This is a genomic window from Bacteroides ndongoniae, from assembly GCF_900108345.1.
Classification (GTDB): domain Bacteria; phylum Bacteroidota; class Bacteroidia; order Bacteroidales; family Bacteroidaceae; genus Bacteroides; species Bacteroides ndongoniae.
In genome coordinates, this window is sequence record NZ_FNVV01000013.1 from 1430190 (window position 1) to 1451027 (window position 20838).

General features: G+C 51.4%; 16 protein-coding genes. All 16 read left to right on the top strand.

All coding sequences use genetic code 11. The annotated features are described in order from the left end of the window. The 16 genes from BQ5591_RS21995 to BQ5591_RS10590 all read left to right on the top strand — a co-directional run bounded on the left by BQ5591_RS21995 (position 1) and on the right by BQ5591_RS10590 (position 20777). Positions 1-123, top strand: coding sequence for a hypothetical protein (locus BQ5591_RS21995; protein ID WP_262483108.1), 123 nt, complete (start codon positions 1-3; stop codon positions 121-123). A 145-nt stretch (positions 124-268) separates the two neighbouring features. Next, on the top strand, positions 269-1081 hold the full coding sequence (locus BQ5591_RS10520) for a hypothetical protein (protein ID WP_159434451.1): 813 nt from the start codon (positions 269-271) through the stop codon (positions 1079-1081). Between the two features lie 43 nt (positions 1082-1124). Continuing rightward, a complete protein-coding gene (locus BQ5591_RS10525; RefSeq protein WP_071149261.1) occupies positions 1125-1541 on the top strand; it encodes a GPW/gp25 family protein in 417 nt (138 codons plus the stop codon). Between the two features lie 45 nt (positions 1542-1586). Then, complete coding sequence (locus BQ5591_RS10530) at positions 1587-4823, top strand: baseplate J/gp47 family protein (protein WP_071149262.1); 3237 nt, start codon at positions 1587-1589, stop codon at positions 4821-4823. Positions 4824-4861: 38 nt separating this feature from the next. Continuing rightward, positions 4862-5596, top strand: coding sequence for a hypothetical protein (locus BQ5591_RS10535; protein WP_071149263.1), 735 nt, complete (start codon positions 4862-4864; stop codon positions 5594-5596). A gap of 24 nt (positions 5597-5620) precedes the next feature. After that, positions 5621-7996: a hypothetical protein gene (locus BQ5591_RS10540; RefSeq protein WP_071149264.1), complete on the top strand. Its 2376-nt coding sequence runs from the start codon at positions 5621-5623 to the stop codon at positions 7994-7996. 35 nt (positions 7997-8031) lie between these two features. Then, positions 8032-12300, top strand: a complete 4269-nt coding sequence (locus BQ5591_RS10545; protein ID WP_071149265.1) for a contractile injection system tape measure protein — start codon at positions 8032-8034, stop codon at positions 12298-12300. Positions 12301-12312: 12 nt separating this feature from the next. Further along, entirely contained in the window at positions 12313-12993 is a 681-nt protein-coding gene (locus BQ5591_RS10550; RefSeq protein WP_071149266.1) for an eCIS core domain-containing protein, read from the top strand. Next, on the top strand, positions 12980-13876 hold the full coding sequence (locus BQ5591_RS10555) for a protein kinase family protein (protein ID WP_071149267.1): 897 nt from the start codon (positions 12980-12982) through the stop codon (positions 13874-13876). The genes BQ5591_RS10550 and BQ5591_RS10555 overlap by 14 nt, the downstream gene beginning before the upstream one ends. A 48-nt stretch (positions 13877-13924) precedes the next feature. Next, positions 13925-15217: an ATP-binding protein gene (locus BQ5591_RS10560; protein ID WP_071149268.1), complete on the top strand. Its 1293-nt coding sequence runs from the start codon at positions 13925-13927 to the stop codon at positions 15215-15217. Between the two features lie 19 nt (positions 15218-15236). Further along, on the top strand, positions 15237-17549 hold the full coding sequence (locus tag BQ5591_RS10565) for a hybrid sensor histidine kinase/response regulator (RefSeq protein WP_235817068.1): 2313 nt from the start codon (positions 15237-15239) through the stop codon (positions 17547-17549). Positions 17550-17561: 12 nt separating this feature from the next. Further along, entirely contained in the window at positions 17562-18869 is a 1308-nt protein-coding gene (locus BQ5591_RS10570) for a sigma-54-dependent transcriptional regulator (RefSeq protein WP_071149269.1), read from the top strand. A 346-nt stretch (positions 18870-19215) separates the two neighbouring features. Beyond that, a complete protein-coding gene (locus tag BQ5591_RS10575) occupies positions 19216-19632 on the top strand; it encodes a hypothetical protein (RefSeq protein WP_071149430.1) in 417 nt (138 codons plus the stop codon). A 206-nt stretch (positions 19633-19838) separates the two neighbouring features. Next, on the top strand, positions 19839-20162 hold the full coding sequence (locus BQ5591_RS10580; RefSeq protein ID WP_071149270.1) for a helix-turn-helix domain-containing protein: 324 nt from the start codon (positions 19839-19841) through the stop codon (positions 20160-20162). A 13-nt stretch (positions 20163-20175) separates the two neighbouring features. Further along, positions 20176-20469, top strand: coding sequence for a helix-turn-helix domain-containing protein (locus BQ5591_RS10585; protein WP_071149271.1), 294 nt, complete (start codon positions 20176-20178; stop codon positions 20467-20469). Further along, positions 20466-20777, top strand: coding sequence for a helix-turn-helix domain-containing protein (locus BQ5591_RS10590; protein ID WP_071149272.1), 312 nt, complete (start codon positions 20466-20468; stop codon positions 20775-20777). Before BQ5591_RS10585 ends, BQ5591_RS10590 begins: the two co-directional genes overlap by 4 nt. Positions 20778-20838: the final 61 nt, after the last annotated feature.

The window sequence follows — 20838 nt, forward strand, 5'->3', positions numbered from 1 at the left end:
ATGATTCAGTTGACAAGACCATCAACCAACACATATATAAACATTGAGAGGGTAAAGGCTTCCACGGATGGCGGCACTACCATTATTCCGGACGAAGACCAGACTGAAAATCCGTTGGGTTAAGACGGGCATTAAGAGTGGTCGCCCCTTTGGGCGGCTGCTCTTCAAAGAGTTTTAATTGAGTAATAATCTTAAAAATTTGATGGATATGTACGAGGCGAGACAACGTAAGGAGAAGGTTAGTCGAAGAATTGAAAATGCAACGAGAATGTTAAATAAAGAGAAAATTACAGTTGTAAAGTCAATTCTTCAAGGTGTTTGGGTTATTGTTTCTGAAACTGGGCATAGATTGAATTTGCTTGATGTTGGTAATGGTATATATAAAGATATGAATACAGGATTATTATATGAAGTAGTAGATATTGTAGAGGGTAATATTTATGTTAAACGTCATCTTTCACGTGGTATGCCAGAATTAAGAGAATGGACAAAAAATTCTACAGGAATACGGGCACAAACACCTTTTGGAGAAGTTAGCGCAACTCATAAAAGAGGAGCACCTAAAATAGGCTCACGTGCATCCAATTATGGAGGATTTTCAATGGGGGATAAATATGTAGAATATATTAAAGCTTTAAGATCTGGAGGTAAAAGCGATAGAGAAATAGCTAACGCTCTATTACAAGAAGATGGGTCTGTTCTTAGTAGTGATGGTGAGAAAAGAGGGGCTGCCATGCTCTATTCTACAATATATTTAGCAGAAGAATGGAGAAAACACGGCGCAGCAAAATTATATAGAGGAGAGTTAACAAGGATAGCTCAAGGGGAAGATACGCTTGATGATTTTCTTCAAAAATATAAATTTATTTCTTCGGCAGATGAAGGCAGAAAGCAAGTGGGAAGATTCCACGATGTACAATCAGGAGTTAGAAGTATCGAAGATCTTTCTGAAGATGAACAAGAAATATGGAATGCACTCTCTCCAACAGTATCAGATGATTTTAGTTCTGATGAAGAAGAAAGAGCACGTAAAGAAGACGCTGTTAAGAAAAAACGTATATTTTATACTCAAAAAAAATAGTTTCTAATCCCATGCTGGATTATAATTCAGTATATAACGAAATATGAACGAAAACAAAACATTCCTCGGCAACGGCTGGAGTTTTCCTCCGGCATTGGACAAGGACGGCACACCCACCCGAATGGTCGCCTACGAGGAGAACATACGCCAAAGTCTGTGGACGCTGCTGAGCACATCGCCCGGCGAGCGTATCCACCGCTACGACTACGGCTGCCCGGTGCGGCGGTACGTATTTGAGATAATGGATGTCTCCACGCAGACACTGCTGCGTGACGAGATAGAGCGGGCGGTGGTGATGTTCGAGCCGAGGGTGGACCTGAACCAAGTGGACTTCGATACGGATGAGAAGGCAGGCATCCTGCGCATCACCCTAGACTACACCATCCGCCGGACGAACCGCCGCACCAACATGGTCTATCCCTTCTACTTTCATGAAGGTACTGACCTGACAGGACTGTAACAAACGAAATTATAGAAAACTAAAGAACCATATAGTGATGACACGATGAACGAGAAGCCGACATACGAATTGAGAGGCACGCTGCGGAAGGACTGCATGAAGGACACCGCGACGTTGGAGGACTTCCACGCTCTGGAGAGCGACTGGAGGGAACTCTTCCGGTGGCTGCTGTCCGTAAGCGGGGACATCCCCTTCATCAATGCGGATGACGAGGAGGAAGGTCGCCTTTCCTCCCTGTGGGAGAACCATGTGCTGGTGGTGCTGGTGGAGATAATCCGCAAGGACCTCAGCGGCTATGTATCCTCGTTCGTTGGAGGTCAGGGCACCTCGCTGCAGAAACGCTACACCCGGAACCTTATCAACCGCAGCACGCAGTGGTCATTGAGACTGGACCGCTTCATCCGCAAGTCACACGGCTACAGTCCGGACAGCCCGGCCATGCAGGTGGCCGTGGAGATACGGGACAGGCTCACTGCAGTCATACCGACCGGAGATGAAGACCGGGACAGGCCAAGGCGTATGCCGGCATTCATGGACAACCGCACACAGCCCTATTTCCAGATGCTCGGAGCATTGCAGGACATACAGGCCAAGGCGGAGGAATACATCAGCCGCATAGAATCCGGCGGCGACATGGACGCCTCGCTCGCCCTGCTGCTGACGATGGTACGCAACTACTGCGGCATCGCATCGGATTTCAACGCCAGACTGACAGACTGGGCTTTTTTCTACCGCCGGGAGATACTGCATGACACACCGAAAGAGGCCGTGCAGGACAGGACCTTCATCACGATAGAGCCGGACAGGACAAAAGCCACAGGGACATTCTCATTGCCGGAAGGCACCGCATTCACGGCAGGCAAGACCGCGGACGGCAACGACCTGCTCTATGCCCTTGACGAAAAAGCGTATGTTGTTCCGGCCGTCCTTTCCTCCGTTCAGTCCGTATTCAGGAAAGACGACAGGCTGCACACAGCCTCCCTGCTGCTTGAAGGAAACCGCTCCGCCCGCCTGTTCACTCACATCGGCGTGACTTCCGCCGAATTGGAATACGGATGGATGGTCACCTCGCGCAGCCTCGTGCTGTCGGAGGGGCAACGGTGCGTGACCGTCACTTTGGCATTGGCCATGAAAGACGGCTCTGCCGTTCCCGACCTGTCGGGCATACTGGACGGGGCCACGGCAGCGTTCCGCCTGCAGGTAAGCGGAGAGGACGGCTGGACGGAGATGCCATATACTTTTGTATTCAATAAAGAGGACCACTCCCTTGAGTTCACATTCACCCTGAAAGAGGAAGAACCTGCCCCTACTCCGTGCAGTGCGGAACTGCATGGGACTGATACGGAATACCCTGCGGCAAGACTGCTTTTCGCAGACAGGAAGCATATAGACATCCTGCCCGAGGGGTTAAATATCAGCAGTGTGCGCATCCGCACCAAAGTGGACGGCATCCGCAACTTCACCCTGAAAGGCGACCTCGGGGACATGGATCCGGGCCAGCCGTTCTATCCTTTCGGCCCGACGGGAGAGCGAGGAAACCGGCTTGTGTTCGGCCACTCGGAGGCGGCGATGAAGAATACCGTGGGAGTGTCGCTGAAAGGTCTCTGGAACAAGTTGCCGGAGAAAGGCTTCAGGGAGACATACCGCCATTACGGGACAAGGGAAGCCATCGGTAACGGCAGCTTCAGAATACGCTGCGAATGGCAGGACGGCGGACTCTGGAAAGAGTGCCGGGACTCGGACAAGTCCCTTTTCAGGGAAACGGATAGGGGCAACCTCTGCGAAAGCGCTTCCATAACAATAAATCTGGTTAGCGACCCCGAATACAAGGCCGCGCACAACAGCAAGGGGCTGTACCGGATCACGCTGGATGCTCCGGAAACCGGCTTCGGCATGAACGACTACTACCGGCTCTATGCAGCCGCCATGATGCACAACACCAAGGAAAAGAACCATGTGCCTGTACCCGACATGCCGTCCGTACCCATGCTTGCGGAAGCCGTATTCGGATACGAGAGTGACGAGACTTTCAGTCCGGGTGACGGAATCGGCTCTCGCCTGTTGGCAGTATCAGAAACCACGGGATGCGAGGAATGCGCCTGTACAGGAGGAAATACGATACCGCTGTTTGTTCCCCGTATAGCCGTCCCATCGCTGATATTGGGATTCAGCGGCATGGGAGACACAAGCCGCCTGAGGCTGTACATGAATCTCCGCTACATCATGACAGGGGACATGGTCAGACAAGGCATGGACACTGCTGTCCGGCACGGACGGATGGCCGTATCACGCCATGTGCACGGAACCGGCTGGGAGGAAATGACACAGGAGGACATCCTGTGCGAGGAGACCGAAGGGCTGACCCGCAGCGGATTCATCGAGGTCAGATGTCCCGCATCCGGAGCGGACGGAAAGTCCTGGTTCATGTTCAGCTTTCCTGACGGCAACGCCCCCGTGGACACGGCGGTGGACGGAATATGGCTGAACTGCTTCCGTGTCACGGCCCGGAACGGGAACGGACATTCCCTGCCTGCCGGGACGATAGCCGCTCCAGTCGTGGAGGACAGCCGCATACTGTCCGTCTCGCAGCCACTGCCCGGCTACGGAGGCAGACCGGCGGAGAATCCCGCAGACACGGGAATCCGCAGCCGGATCCGCATCTCCACCCGCAACAGGGCCGTATGTCAAGGGGATTATGAGTCTCTGGTCATGGAACAGTTCCCGGACATAGAGAAAGTGTGCTGCATACCTTCCGAATCGCAGGACGGCACGGTCGAGGTCGTGGTGTTCCCGAAGCCGGAGAAGCGCAGCTTCCCGCTCCTTCCACTGTGGCAGCTTGCGGAAATCGGGAACAGAATCAGGGAAAGGACATCCCCGTTTGTCCGGATGGAAGTCATCAACGCGGTGTACCAGCCGATAGAGGTAGGCTTCAAGGCCGTCATCAGGGAGGACGTGCAGGATACGGGTGAGGTAAGACGGAGGCTGAAACGAATGGTGATGATATATTTCTGTTCCTGGTTTTTAGACGGCACACTGCCGGAACTCGGCCAGAGATACTCCCATGAAGCCCTTCTTTCGCGGGTCGGTAACGACAAGTGCATCATCGATGTCATCTCGCTCAAGGTAAGCGGGGCGGAAGAAACGGAGCTTGGCGGGGACAGGTGGTACAGCCCGACAGCAAGGGCCGGAGTGCTGTATGTGAAGGACATCCGCATAGAATTGGTGGACAGCCGATCGGGCATAGAAGAGACCCGGATAGGAAATGATTTTGTCATAGGATAAGCATATGATACTGATAACCAAGAGAAAGGAACAACGATATGGACAACAGCCACATAGACAGACAGACCCTGAAGTCATATTTCAAGAAGGGCAGGATACCCACCGAGGAGCAGTTCGCCGCCCTGATAGACTCACTGCACAACATCCGTGAAGACGGCTGCCTGAAAGTGACCGGAAGTGATGGTCTCATCCTCTTCCCATCCCAGGGAGGGAAGACGGTAGCGACGGTGTATGCGAAAAAGCCCGAATCTCCCGATGCCGCTCCCCTATGGCGCATTGTCACAGGGGAAGGCGGGACACTTGAGATACTGAACGGCAAGGGAGATGCCGTCCTAATTCTCGGGCAGGACGATAGCGTGACCGTCCCGGGAGAGATGAAGGCCGGACGGTACCTGTCCGACAAGGAAGAGGAAACCTCTCCGGAGGATGACGGCATGTTCAGGATCAATGCCGACGGGCACTGGCACGACCTGCCCGTAGAGTATGCAGACAGCGGGAGGGGCAGCGACGGATGCCGAGTGTACCGCATCTGCGCCTGCTGGCACCATCCGCGCAGCGGAAGATACTCCGTATGCGAGGCCGTGGCCTCCCATTCGGACGGAAGCCGCCGCAGGATCGAGTCGGCACGGAAGCACTGGTGGGGCTGGAGCGGGAAGATAAAATTGCGCTGGCAGCTGCATGACGGACATCTGTACCTCCAGATGTGCAGCCGCAGGACAAGGCGCGGGGCGGAGTTCATCTCCTGCCGGATAGAGACCGTGTGGGATATGTGATTGTCGTACTGAAAACCGAAGAAAATGGCAGACAGACCGTTATACATAACACGACCGGAAGGGGACGATCTCTATACCGTCCTCCAGCGCAGGACACTCGCCGAACTGCAGCGTCTTGCCGGAGAGGTGTGGACGGACTACAACCCGCATGACCCGGGTGTGACCGTGGCAGATGCAGTGAACTATGCCCTAACGGAGACCGACTACAAGTTAGGATTCTGCATGGAGGACTACCTGACGGACGCCGATGGTACATGGTCGGTGTGCGGATACGGGCTTTTCCCCGCATCCGAAGTCTATCCGTCCGCTCCGGTGACACCGGATGACTACCGAAGGCTTATCCTCGCCCGGTTCCCTATGGTCCAGAATGTGGATATAATCCCCGACCTTGGCAACTGCTCGTACAGTTTCATTCTCAGGCTGTCGCCTTTCTTTACTGACGAGGCTGGAGTTATCGGTCGTGTGCGCAGTTTCCTGAACCGCCACCGCAACCTGTGTGAGACCATAGGCGGGGTAACGATCGGGCAGCCGGAGAAACTGACACTGGAAGCCGAACTGGAAATACTGCCGGGCTGCAATGCCACGGAGATACTGGTACAGATATACTGGACAGCGATGCAGTATCTGTCCGGCTCGGTACAGCTGGAAGTCAGCGATTCCGGGAATCCGGAGCAAGGACCGGACCTCAGTTCCTGGTATGATGGCCCGGTGAAGGACGTGCGTGCTGTGATACCGCTTCAGAGGAATACCGAGAGGGAACTGTTCTGGCGGCTGAATGGGATAGAGGGTGTCAGAGGCTTCAAGACATGCTGGTTCAGGGACACGGAAGGGCGTGCGGTGACGGATTTTAAGGACGGATATATGCTCCGGATACCCGACAGCCTGTCGGACATGGTGGTGACGGTCAGAGGAGAGCGGGTGTATGCTGATGTGGACGAGTTCAAGGAGAGACTGAAAGCCAAGTACTTCCTGCGCTCTACTTTGAGGATGCGTCACTTGATGCAGGAGCACGGACGGGGCATGACGGATGTACATGGGGACACCTCGGTACAGGAAATGCGCCGCAAGGCCCGTTACAGGGATGTCTACGGACATTATCCCGTAGCCGGTGAACTGCCGGAGTGCTACCGTACATCCGACAAGGATTTTGTCAGCGGCACGCCTGCCTCTAAGATAGCCGAAGCGGTGAATTTCGGAAGTTACCTCCGGCTGTTCGACCTGCTGATGGAAAGGGGCATGGGCGAGCTGGCCGGGTTGAAAAGCCTGCTGTCGATCGAAGAGGAGGATTCGCCTTCCCGAATACCGACCCTGCCGGAAGGGACTCTGGACATGCGCAAGCGCAGGGACAGACAGAGGAATGTCTCGGCATTGAAAGACAGATACATGGACTTCCTTGACGGCCTGTACGGGACAGACAGCAATCCGCTATGGCTACGGGAATTCGACTACTACAGCCGGTCGGAGGATGACCGTCTGAAACGCAGGATGGCTTTCCTGAGGGAACTTCCGAGACTGGTCCGCTACCGCTCGCGCGGAGTGGATATTACCGGAACATACGGAGGAGAGAACATACCTGCGGTGAAACGCCATCTTTCTTTGCATCTGGGCTTCAACTGCGACGAGGAGGTATCTGTGGGCAACATCCTTCCGGGACACAACCTGATACTGATGGGTGACGGGGAGAAAGGGCACCGTGTGCGCGAGCTGATGAACTCCGCCATGATAGACGACTCCCTGTTCGATGACGACATGGTGGAGGCCATCGAGCCGGACGACCCGCCGGGGACAGAGGAGGAACGGCTGAGACGTGACGAGGATCTGAGGCGCAGCCTGCCGATATTCAACTCCAACTGGATCAGCGGTTCTCTTTTCCGGGAGGGCATCCGGCTGGACAACTACAACCTCGTGCCGGACGGCAGCGAGTGGATACTGGCGTTCCGCGGACGGGAGGAACGGCTGAGGATGAATCTCGGGAGGTCGGACGATAAGGAGCGTCTGCGCGGCTGGGCCAATACCCTGTGCCGTTATCTGCGCGGGCTGAACCGCCAGTGTGAGGCGGTGTATGTGGTGGAGAAGAGCCTCTTCAAGCCTGCGGAGCGGCTCTCCGTCCTGCTGGTATTCTCCGGATGGACGGCCCGCACGCACTCGCCCCGTTTCAGGGATGCCTGCACACAGCTGGCAAGGTCGGTGATTCCGGCACATTTGAAAATGGAGACCTGCTGGCTCAATGCCTCCCGGATGCAGAGGTTCGAGGAATGCTACCGCAAGTGGCGCGACTGTCTGGCAGGACGTCTGCCGGAGGAGATGCGTGCCGGACTGCAGAAGGACATGACGGATGTGATTGATGCCGCACGTGCCTCTGAAGCAGGCACCGGTGACAGTTCAGGTACCGCGACTTGATGGATTATAGTTTGACAATGTAACACCATACGCCGATGACAGTGATTGACAGGATATCGTTCAGCTTCCGGATGACGGACGAGCAGTTCGCCAGAGACCTCTATGCGGACTGGGACGGATTCTGCCGCCGCTGTGTCACAGATGTGATGGAGGATTTCTTCTCCCCGTATGACACCAAGGACTCCTACATCGAGATAGACAGCCTCGACCTTAACCTCGGTGACATCCCGCAGGAGGATTTCATGAACGAGTTCCCGGCAAGGCTGCGTGAGGCGTTGGAGAGGAATTTCATTCCACTAGTACGAGGAATTACCGCCAGAGAGTCATCTACCCGACAATATCTGGAAGGGGTAAGCGGTTATCAGACCGGTCCGTCTGCCTCAGCGACAGAAAAGCGATTTGAGAATTTCCTGCATTATCTGGAGTACGGCTTCTGTCTGCCGGAGTGGAGCGGCTGTGATTTTGATCCGGCCAAGGAAGCGGACTTCTTCAAGGGCAGGGATTATGCCGGACGGATTGCCGCTCTGATTGTGTCCAGACCACATGCTGCCGTCAGGTTGTCGATGCACTCCGGAGATTCGGATTTCGGTATGGATATCCTGCGGGCCGTGATTTCCTCCGATGCCATCGGGGAATATGAGAAGCGGCGCCACATAGCCGCCACGTTGGAGCATTCTCCGCAAACGGTCATCAAGCTCATACATGAGACAGGCAAATCAGGAATCCTTGACGGCATGGCCGGGCTGATAGAGTCCCCACAGGTCAGGGGCATCATGGAGGCGGAGACGGAAAGTCATGCGGAGATTGACCTTCCGGAATACTGGTACAGGCTCTACAGCTGGCTGCTGGAGTATTATCCTTTCAACGGAGTGCCGATGTTTGGGGACAAGCAGCATTTCCGCCTGCATCTGAACCGCAGCCTGCTGTCATTCATACACGGCCGCACCTATCCGTCATACCTTTCCAAGGCTGAACTGACCGTGCAGTTCCTCATGGCGGTGTTCGGAGCTGAACATTATACCGCCGTACTTGACATCATCTACCACAACCAGCCTCTCAATCCGGACGGCTCCCCTGCCGGCGGGGACAGCTATGCCTGGGAACTTTACTATACGCTGATGCAGCTCTCGCTGATAAAAGCGAATGCAGTAAACACAGACCGGGCATTCACTCCTAACAAGGATGATATATCTGCCATTCGGAAAGAATTGACAGAAGACGAGAAGACTACACGCACATTCCGTGTGGAGCGAGATAATATATCTTATAACCATGCTAAAACGGAGAATATAGGATCAGAAGCATTAGACCAGTTTATAAAGTATACGGAAAGTTTCGGGCAATGGTTAGAGGACAATAATATTCCTCCTGTCGTTAAAAAACGCCTCATAAACCGCCTTGTCAGGGAAAATCCGGACGAGTTGGTACGGTGGCTGAAGGCAGGACAGGAAAAGCGGAATATTTCTGTGCTGGCATCCCTTTCGAATGGCAGGTCATTATCCATGCTGGCTGGCAGGATTTCCCTGCAGCTGGCTGAAGTTATATCCGTCATTTCAGGTCAGGCAGACAATATTGTCACCCATGTCTCATGGCTGAAAGAAACCGACAGATCCCGATTCGGACAGATGGTATATCTTACGATTCTGGAAGGTATAGCCGACGGTTCGCTTTCCACATCGGGTACTGCCGGGGAAATAATCATGCGCATTACTGAACGGCTGTTCAAAGAAGTCGGAGGAGCGGCATCTTCAGAGGACAGTACCGTTCCGGAACCGATACGGGAATTTCTCGATGCCGTCAAAAATGCAATACCTGGACTGAATGTATCGGACAGTGTTCCGGATCAGTACTATCGTCCGCTGCATCCTGACAAAGGAACTGCGGCATCCGAAACGCCCGCATCACTTAAAGCGTTGCTGCTTGACAGAAGCATTCCAGACTCCGGAAAAAGACTGCTCCTGCTTCAATGGTTCGACACATGGAATGGTGATGAAATCGGACTGGTATCGGCCCTGTATTCTGAACGGATATTGGAGGAAGCGATAGATATTCTTGAAAGTTCGCAGCTCAGACAGATTGCATCAAGACTGACTGGCTCCGCATACGGCTACTATGGTACAGGATATTACATTTCCTTGGCCGTCAGTCTGATTGCCGACAATATGGAGACCCTGGCAGGTGTCGTTTCCCGCCCGGCAAAAGAGATATGGCTATCATTGCTCGTATCGCTGGTATCAAAAAGGAAAGCCATGTTGCCGGCAGTTGATGATAACGGCATGGAGGATATTGTCCGCCTGCTTACCGATACAGTCGGCAACGGCCATACTGATGCTGCATTGGAGTACCTTTTCCATAAATTGGTCCTGAAACCATATCCATCGGTATCGGAAAGTCCGGCATCAGGCGGGGAATACTGGGTTGCTGCCACTGACGCTGAAAATGGCTCGCTTCTGTCCCTGTTGTCCGAAATCAGGAAATATATTCGGGTTCATGATGGCCAGTCTCCAATTGAACGCTTTCTTGATAATCCTGCCGAAATCGCAGAATGGCTTCGAGACGATGCTTTCCCTATATCACAGAAGCGGGAATTACTCCGTCGTTTCATGTCTGCGAGGCCGGACAAGGCAGCAGAACTTGTACGGGAGAGCATCATTTCCGACAGCAGCTTGCTTGCCTTGTGGTCGGAAATATCGGATATCCATATACTACTGGAACTTGCAGGCAGTATTGACAGCAGATTGTCCTCAGTGACAGAGAGGATTGTCATGCGTTTGCAGGATACCGGTGCAGGTGATGTCATATTCAAAGGTGCCAGCGGAACAGAGTATGACAAGGCCATTGCAAAGGCAATACTGATGATGCTTGCAGAAGAGCACAATACGGATTCCATTAATACTGAAAGTATTGTCTGGATGTTCATGGATACCCTGCATTTTGCAATTACCGGCAGCAAGGACTATACAGCTTCGGAACATCAGGAATGGGAGTCCGCCGGATTGAAGATTGTCTCTGACATTGTGCCTTCCGGGACCGTTCCTGCCGAATCATCATCGTCAGAAACAGAAGGTATGCCGCCAGCTTCTCCGGCAGATGGACAGATGCCGGAGACTCTTGACAGGATGTCGGAATGGCTGATATCTTCGTCTGTCAGCGATACTGCAAAATCGCAACTGCTTCGACACTATGCCCGCTGGCAGCCGGACTTGCTCTGGAGGCTTATCCTCTACTCATCGGGAACTTCCGCTACAAGGGCAATTATTCCGACGAAGTGGGCATCGTGGCTTGACAGGGACACATTATTGGAAATGATTTCGGGCATCTCCCTGACTTTGGGTGAGACTTTGCGACAGACAATCACCGCCGTATCGGGAAAATACAATATCACCGATTCCGCATCTGCGGAAGCATTGGTAATCTTCCTCGCATCCCATCCTTCGGATAATGTACATTATTTAGAACCGCAGGCTGTTGTCCGGGACTATATTTCAGCATTGGAGCCTCACATATCGGCAGGCAGGGATAATACGGAACGGGGAAACATTGAGGAAACAGGGAATGTTGTGTCAGAAGTTCAGGGCCAAGAAAAGAGTTCCATACTGGTTCAAAAACGGACTGAAACGTCTGAAATACCTGAGATAATTCCTTATAATGAAGACAGAAAATCCGTGCAGGACACCGTTGCCAAAGAAACCGAAATGGAACTGCATATAGAGGATAAAGAACGGATTATGGAGGATGCCGTCCTGCCGGAATACATCGAGATTCCGAATGTCGGACTGTGCCTGTTGGCTGTATGGTTCACCCGCCTGTTTGATATGCTCGGCCTGCTGGAGGCAAATACCGACGGGAAGAAAGACCTGAGAGATACAGCAGCCAGGATAAGGGCGATATTCATCCTGCAGCGGCTGGTTACGGACGAGAAAAGGGAATACAGGGAGCAGGAACTGGCATTGAACCGTATACTGACCGGATGTCCTTTCCATGTACCGCTGCCCAGGACATTGGAACTGACCGACAATGAAATTAGGACCGCAGAGTCCATGCTCTCCGGAGTGAAGGCCAACTGGGACAAGATGAAAGGCACATCGGTGAAAGGTTTCCAGAAAAGTTTCATCGAGCGTCCAGGGAAACTGGAGCAGCGCGAGGACAAATGGGTACTGTATGTCGAGGAACGCTCATACGACATCCTGCTGGACTCCCTGCCGTGGTCATACCGGACCATACGGCTGCCGTGGCTGAAAAAGAAGATCAATGTCGTCTGGCGTGACAAGGAAGAATTTGATTTTGAGAATTATAACAATTAAACATATACCGATATGGAAGCAGAAAAGACATACCAGAACAAGGTACCGCGCACCATCCAGCAGAAGCGTGGCGGTGAAGGCGCACTGGAGTTTGCTGACAACCGTCAGGGTGGAATCCTTCAGGCGGTGGCAGAGCCTGTGCAGCGGCTCGAAGACGAGGACGAGACATTGCAGGGCAAGTTCAAGAATACGCTACAACGGCAGGAGGATGACGAAGAACTCCTGCAAGGCAAGTTTGAGCAGCCCATACAGCGGCTCGGTGACGAGGATGATGAGACATTACAGGGAAAATTCGCACAGACCGTCCAGCGTGAGGAAGACGATGAAGCCCTGCAGGGTAAGTTCGAGCAGCCTGTACAGAAGAAGAACGAGACGGGGATGCCCGACAACTTGAAAGCCGGGATAGAAGACCTCTCCGGCTTCTCAATGGACGATGTGCGTGTGCATTACAACTCCGACAAACCGGCAACCGTGCAGGCTTTGGCCTACACGCAGGGAACCGACATCCATGTCGCTCCCGGACAGGAACAGTACCTGCCCCACGAGGCATGGCATGTGGCACAGCAGATGGCAGGCCGTGTCGAACCGACCACCGAAGTGGGTGGACTGCCCGTGAATGACAATGTAGACCTTGAACATGAGGCCGATGTGATGGGTGCAAAGGCGAACAGTTATTACAATGAAAGAGTATAGTGAAAAAAAACATGTAGCTTCGAGAGTTATTTTTCAACAAAAAAAGAATTCTCCTTGTCATCAAACTATTTCTATATGGGATATCTTTTCTCAAAAAAAACCAATTCAATGTAAATATCAATGGTCTAGCAACGGAGATGACGGAGCTCTTATAGGCGATAAATATGTTATCAAATTAAGTGGATATAACTCAAGTGCTGAAATTTATGATAAAAAGGCAAGAGGATTAGGATTGATAACGCCTGATTCCCAAATTATTACTAGTAAATCTCGCTTGTGGAAAGAAACAGTTGAAGTCGCATTGAAGGATGTTAGGTATAGATGGAGAAATGGGGAGAAAATAAGTGGAATAGATACAGCATTGTTGATGAAAAAAATTAATGGGCAAGAACTTACAAATATTTCATTAGATAAAATTCCCAAAGATAAAAGTGTACAAAACATATTCCAGAATATTGGAAAGATTTTAGTTCTTGATTTGTATATGAGAAATTATGATCGATTTGGATTGGAAAAATATAAGAATCAACTTGGCAATTCAGAATATGACGATCCTGGTGATGGAAAATGGATGCCATGGTCTATGAATGAAGAAAATTTATTCATTAATATTGATACAGGTAAGGCCATTCCTATTGATTCAGGATCCTATTTTAGAGGTATTAATAAGAAGAAATATAGAATTTATGCTTATAAATTATTGGAAAATAACAAAGAAGATATAATAACTGATATAATAAATAATAGTTATTTTAAAAAGATGTTTACAATAAACAACAAGAAAGGCGAAGAGGTCATTCTAAAAAACAAAAAAATAATTGCAAAAAACAATTTGGAAATTGGAATAAATACAGCAATAGAAAAATTGTTTTTGAAAAAATAATGTAAACGAACTAAAGATCCATCTTATCTTTAAAATAAAGGAATTTAAATGAAACTCTCTATCGACTGGTTCAACCGGATGCTGACCACAGCCATACAGCTGTATTTTCAGCAGGGGTGCGAATACTCTTCCATTGAGGAAATCGTGCCCCCTGATGACGGATGGCTGGAAGAGATGACAGGTCAGCAGGACATTTCATTCAATGACCGTGTGATAATCATGTTGGCCCTGATGCCGCATACATGTCCGCAGGCCCTTGACATCTTCTTCGTCCAGAACAAGAACTTCGACCGCCAGTACACCGAGTTCGGCGGTTGGAAAGGGCTGTCTCATGGCGGATTCCTGCCTACGGGTGAGACCGCCTCGTTCATCATTGCCGGTGAGGATATGGAGAAGAAGAAAACTGTCATCAGAATGTTCCAAAAGGATTACTGGTTCTATACGAAGAACATCCTGCGGCTGGAGGGTGCTGGCGAAGGCGAGCCGTTCCTGAGCGGCCAGCTCCGTCCTTCCGAGGAGTTTCTGAGCCATGTCCTGCTCGACAGGGAGTACAAGCCGGACTACAATATCGGATTTCCGGCCAAACGCATCACCACGGAACTGGAATGGGAGGACATGATACTGGACTACAATACATTGGAAGCCCTTGAAGAGATCAATACATGGATTGAACATCAGCACACTATCATGGAAGGCTGGGGACTGAAACGCTTCCTTAAACCGGGCTACCGAGCCTTGTTTTACGGCCCGCCCGGAACCGGAAAGACCCTTGCCGCCACCCTGCTCGGCAAAAAAAACAACATGGATGTCTACCGTGTGGACCTTTCAATGATTGTGTCCAAATACATCGGTGAGACGGAGAAGAACCTGGCCAAAGTCTTCGACATGGCAGAGAACCGCAACTGGATTCTGTTCTTCGACGAGGCGGACGCCCTTTTCGGCAAGCGCACCTCGACCAACACCTCCAACGACCGTCATGCCAACCAAGAAGTCGCCTACCTGCTTCAGCGTATTGAGGACTTCCCCGGCACAGTCATCCTTGCCACAAACCTGAAGTCAAACATCGACGAAGCCTTCTCCCGCCGCTTCCAGTCCATCATCTACTTCCCGATGCCTGACGAAGAACTCCGCGCCGCCCTATGGCGCAGTATGCTTCCTAAAGAATGGCTCGGCGATGATGCGGAAGAACTCATCGCTACCGCCGCCCAGACCGAAATCTCCGGTGGTTCCATTGCGAATGTGGTAAGAAGGTGTGCGATAACATTAGTAGAGAACCAGCAACAAATGTTGAGTTTAGTATTGTTACATGCCTCCATACACAGGGAAGAAAACGGGACATGATAATTATTAGCTCATATTTATGAATATACAGCATAAGATACTTTTCGGCTATGTCATCCTTATGGCAGTCATCGGCAGCATGACTGCCATATTGCTCTTTGACCGTGCCCGGATAAGGGAAATCGAGGAAGAGAGTGCGGAGATACGGTCTGTCCGCCGGGACATTAACGCCGTACACCGCCGTATCACGGAGCTTGCAACCCTCGGAGAGTCGGTCATGGCATGGGACACCACGGAGTACCATCAGTATCACAAGAAACGCATGTCGGTCGATACCTTGTTAGCAGACCTGAAACAGAACTGTACCGGATTTGTCCTGCCGGAACAGGTGGACACCCTGCGGATGCTGCTCTCCGACAAAGAACATCACCTATACCGCATCATGAAAGCGTTCCATCGGCAGGAAATAGCCGACAGCCTCATAGCGGAGCAGCTGCCGAAAGTGACCTCACAGGCCACCCATACCAGGACAGAAATCAGGAGAAAGAAAGGCATAGCCGGATGGTTCGGCAAAAAGGATACGGTGACAATTCCGGTTCCCGCCGCACCTCTTCATTCTCTGAACGAACGGCTTATATCCCTGCAAGAGAAGCGCATCCGCGATCTCGACACCTACACCGACAGTCTTCGGTTCTACAATCAGGAACTGAACACAAGGCTCACCTCATTCATTACCCAACTTGACGGGCAAGCACAGACCTCTTTCCAATATCGGGAACAGAAACTCGCCGAGGCGCAAAGACATTCCTTCCGTCTCATAGCCGGACTCGTAGGAGCGGCCATACTCCTGCTCATCATTTCGCACCTTATCATCATGCGCGATCTCCGGCGTCGGGAACATGATAGGAATAGTCTGGAGGATACTCTGGCTCAGAACCGCAGTCTGTCCGACATACGCAAGAAAATCATAGTGACACTCTCGCATGACATACGTGGTCCTTTGAACGCCATCAGCGGCAGTGCGGAACTGGCTTTGGATACAAAGGACAGGAAGCGGCGCAATGCACACATTGAGAACATCCTTGAGTCATCACGGCATATCCTCCGGCTTGCCAACAGCCTGCTTGATCTGTCACGTCTTGACGAGGCCAAGGAAATCTTGAATCCTGTTCCTTTCCGTCTCGATTCCTTCCTCGAAAGCATAGCGGAAGAATATACGCGGCCTGCCAATGACAAGGGGCTGCTCTTTTCCAAGAATATAAATGTTCCGGACATCACGGTTTCCGGTGATGCCGACCGGATGGAACAGGTCATTGACAACCTGCTGTCAAACGCAATCAAGTTCACAAGATCCGGCTCAATCAACTTTTTCGCATCGTATGAAAAAGATATGTTGACTGTCAGGATACAGGACACGGGCATAGGCATGGATGAAAAATCCATGGAACGGATATTTCGGCCTTTTGAACGCGCGGCACCGGAAATGGATGCCGAAGGGTTCGGACTTGGTCTAGCGATAACTAAGGGACTTGTCAGCCTGCTCAAAGGAGAAATTTCCGTATCCAGTCGTTTGGGAGAAGGTACCTCCTTCGAAATACGGATTCCTCTCCCCAGGACGGACGAGCCGGTGAAAGCCACCGCTGTTCCAACAGAAGGCAGGCTTGCTCTTCCACGAAAAGTTCTTGTCGTCGATGACGACCCGATACAGTTGTGCATCATCGGGGAAATGCTGGAAAGAAACGGCGTGTTCTGCTGCAAATGCCAGAGTGCCCAGGCCGTGGTGAATGAACTTCGCCGGACACATTATGACATCATTCTGACAGACATACAGATGCGTGGTACTGGAGGCTTCGACCTGCTATACCTGTTGCGGCACTCCAATATAGGTGATTCAAGGACCGTCCCGGTCGCGGCAATGACAGCCCGGAATGACGGGGACGGATGCCGCTATACGGACGCAGGATTTGCCGGATGCATACGCAAACCGTTTTCAATAAACGAACTGCTGACATTCATGTCTTCCATTATGGGAAAGGAGAAAACAACGCAGCCACTTTCAGCAGACTTTTCCACACTGGCAGCCGACATTGAGGACAGGAAATGGCTTCTGGAGACATTCATTGAAGAGTCCCATAAGAACAAGGCGGAGCTTCAGGAATCCCTTTCGGACATTGAAATGAATTTAGGGCGGATGAGGGAAACGCTCCACCGCATGTATCCGGTATGGGAACAGCTGGGTATTTCCCATGAACTTGAAAGGTACAGCGAGGTTCTACATGATGATTCTGACGAGGATATGATTCAAAGGTATACGGAAGAAACTATCGCCCGTATATGCGGGCTGATTGCTGAAGCCGAAAGGTTATTGTCGGAAACGGAAAATGAACAATAAAGAAATTAATATATGAAGCATAGAATACTTATCGTAGAAGACAACATCATGCTGGCCGGTCAGCAGAAAAAGTGGCTTGAGAAGTCCGGCTACGAGGTTCATACTACAATAGACGAACCGGGTGCCAGAAAGCGGATAAAATCGGAACACTTTGAACTGATCCTTGCAGACGTGCGTCTTCCGGAAGGAGACGGCATATCCCTGCTCGAATGGATGCACAAGGAAAAGATAGATATTCCTTTCATCGTCATGACCGGCTATGCCTCCGTGCCTGACGCGGTGAAGGCCATCAAGTTCGGCGCAAAAGATTATCTAGCGAAACCCGTGCAGATGGAAGAACTCCTTGAGTTGATCAAGGACATACTGCGCCCCAAAGCCCTGGTCTATGGCAAGGACAAGGACCTTTTCCACAGGAACAGCCCGAAGATGCTTGAGGTGGAGAATCTTGCGCGGACTGTCGCCCCATTTGACATATCCGTGCTTATCCTCGGGCCGAACGGAGCCGGGAAGGAATCCGTCGCCCAGCGCATCCATTATTCCAGCGACCGCCGTGAACAGCCGTTGGTGGCCGTCAACTGCGCCGTGATTCCCAAAGAACTGGCACCGACCCTCTTTTTCGGACATGTGAAAGGGACTTTCACCGGTGCGGACGGGAACAAGGAGGGCTATTTCGACCTGGCCAGGGGCGGCACACTGTTCCTTGACGAAATAGGCACGCTGTCTCCGGAAGTGCAGGCCATGCTGCTGCGTGTCCTTCAGGAAGGGACCTATCTTCCGATCGGCAGCGGCAGGGAAAGGAAGGCCGACATGCGTATAGTGGCCGCCACGAATGAGGATTTGCAGCTGGCCATCAGGGAAAAGCGTTTCCGTGAGGACCTGTACCACAGGCTGTGCGAGTTTGAGATAGTCATGCCGTCGCTGCATGAATGCCCGGAAGACATCCTTCCGCTTGCGGAGCATTTCAGGGAGAAATTTTCCAAGGAACTCAAGAAACAAGCGGAAGGGTTCACTCCTGAAGCCGCGCGGCTGATGCTTTCCTACCGGTGGCCGGGAAACGTGCGCGAATTGCAGAACAAGGTCAAGAGGGCGGTGCTAATGGCACGGCAACCGGTGATTGAAGCGGCGGAACTGAATATCCGGACGGACGACACGGACGGTGGAATCAACCTGTTCCCGGAAACGGAAGCGGAAGAGAAACTATCCATACTGAAAGCGTTAAAGGCAAGCGGAGGACACCGCAGGAAGGCGGCGGAGATGCTGCATATCGACCCGTCCACCCTGTACCGGAAAATGAAAAAATACTACCTGCTTGACAAATGAACGGCATGTTTTTCATTGTCGGGCGCAAGATATAGGAGCAAAAGGCATTACAGAATGAAAGAAAATGCCTACTTTTGCACAGAGGTCGGAAAACTGTGCGCCGCATAAGTTCCGGCCGCAACATACTGAACTGATGACGGCAAGGACCGGAGTCCTGCCGGTTATCATACATAAGTCGCAAGACGTCTCAGGTAGAAATCTGGCAAAATTTCAAAAACAGAGGCTTTTGCGTGAGGCTTATGCTATACCCTATAGCGTGAGTCCATGCAGATCTGTTTTTGGGCTTGCCAGAGCCTCTACCTGATAATGCGTGGATTTCACGCTATTTCTCATTAAGGGTAGGACTATGGCAAGGTTACAGGCAGTGATAGCAATGACATTGGACGGGAACATCCCGTCGGAAGGCGAACCGTTGATGGAATGGGTAAAATCGGACAGGATGGGCTTCCCGTACTGGCGGGAACATTCCACCAGACACTTATTTCCCGGTTATCCGCTGGTTGACCTTATTTGCGAGAAAGACACTTCCGGGTCTTCCACTGTCTTCCATGCGGAAATATACGATGAGGAAAGCGTGGAACTCTTGAGAGGGCTGTCGATATACCGGCTCATTGACGAACTTGTAATCTTTCTTATCCCTACGGTCTGCGCTTCCCCTTTATCCGTTTCCGCCCACCTCCCGTCGGGCAACTGGCGGCTTGTCAAGTCCAAGACTTTCCGGAACGGCGTGTGCCGCCTGAATTATTGCAGGATGTTGCAATAGACCATTGCAAAAGATTGCATTTGCAATATGCCCGTCAGCCTTCCGAAACGGAGGCTGATTTTTTATTTCTATGGTTTTCAGTATTTTATCTGCTTATGAAAGGATAAACTGCCGCGTTGGTCTATGATTTGGCCTTTATTATACCGAAGCCTGTTGCGCAACAGTGCGGTAAACGAAGTATTCACGCACTAAAAACAGAATTCAGTATGATACAGATAGACCGGGAGACATTCCAGATGATGCTCCACCAGATTATGGAACGCTTCGACAGAATCGAGGACAGGCTGAGCCGTATGAACCGGCAGACGGCCGCCCTTGAAGGCGACAAGCTGCTCGACAACCAGGACATGTGCGAGCTGCTCGGCGTGACCAAGCGCACCCTTGCGCGTTACCGCCAGAAGAAGCTCGTGACCTACTATATGATTGACGGGCGTACCTATTACAAGGCTTCCGAGGTGCAGGAGTTCCTGAACCGGAAAGGAAAGGCGTTGCCCGCAAGAATCAAAAAGGAATTGGGTATTCAATCTTAATCAGACATGATGTATGGAAATAATATGTATAGACAAAAAGACCTTTGACGAGTTCCGGACACGTTTCTGCGAACTTGAAGGACGGATGGCGCGGCTGTGCCATTCACAGGAGGACACAGACTTGAAGAACTGGATGGACAACCAGGATGTCTGCGACGTGCTCCACATATCGAAGAAGACATTGCAGGTTTACCGCGACAAGGGCCTCCTGCCTTTCACGCGCATCAAACACAAGATGTTCTACAAGCCGGAGGACGTGCAGAACCTGTTGGAATCAAGTTATCACCCCATAAAAAGAAAACCATGAGTTACCATTTCATAGAGAAGAAAGACCCTCACATTGAAGTCCTTTTTCAAGGGCTGGAAAATCTGGAAAGAATGCTGTCCGACATGGAAAAGACCCCCAAACCGATATTCAAGGGAGAACGCTTCCTGACGGATGAGGAACTGTCCGGCATACTCAGGATAAGCCGGCGCACCTTGCAGGAATACCGCACATTCGGTGTCATTCCATATTACCTCCTTCAAGGAAAAGTGCTCTACAAGGAATCCGACATACAGAAACTTCTGGAGGATGCCTACAAGAGGTGCCGGGAAGAACAGAGGTGGGTATAGCCTTCCTCATAATCAGAAACGGAGAAACAACCTGTCCGGATCGCAGGCTGTTTCTCCGTTT